This window comes from Streptomyces milbemycinicus (assembly GCF_002154605.1).
GTDB lineage: Bacteria > Actinomycetota > Actinomycetes > Streptomycetales > Streptomycetaceae > Streptomyces > Streptomyces milbemycinicus.
Map to the genome: position 1 here is coordinate 1 of NZ_MUNE01001160.1, position 285 is coordinate 285.

A 285-nucleotide genomic window follows, 5' to 3' on the forward strand; every position below is an offset into this window, starting at 1 on the left:
GTGTACACCACGTACACCACCACGAGTACGCCCGTCGTGACCCTCGCCGAAACGGCGGCGGTCTTCTTGGGCAGTCTCCTGGCAAGCAGTTCCGAAAGCCCCCAATGCATAGGGCCGACACCGACGACGAGGAGCGAGGTCAGCTCCCGGAACGTCAGGGGCTGCCCGTCCTCGAAGTGCGTCGGCAAGCCGAAGAAGACCATCAACGCCAGGCCCCACAGCAAGGCGAAGACCTCCGCCACGGCCCAACCCCACCCGCCTGAGGGCTGATCCGCTTGCGGCGGC

1 protein-coding gene is annotated in these 285 nt (G+C 66.7%); it reads right to left on the bottom strand.

Annotation, left to right across the window (positions count from 1 at the left end):
- On the bottom strand, positions 1-242 hold a 242-nt coding region (locus tag CCN51_RS51780; RefSeq protein WP_143676239.1), incomplete at its 3' end, for a hypothetical protein.
- Positions 243-285: the final 43 nt, after the last annotated feature.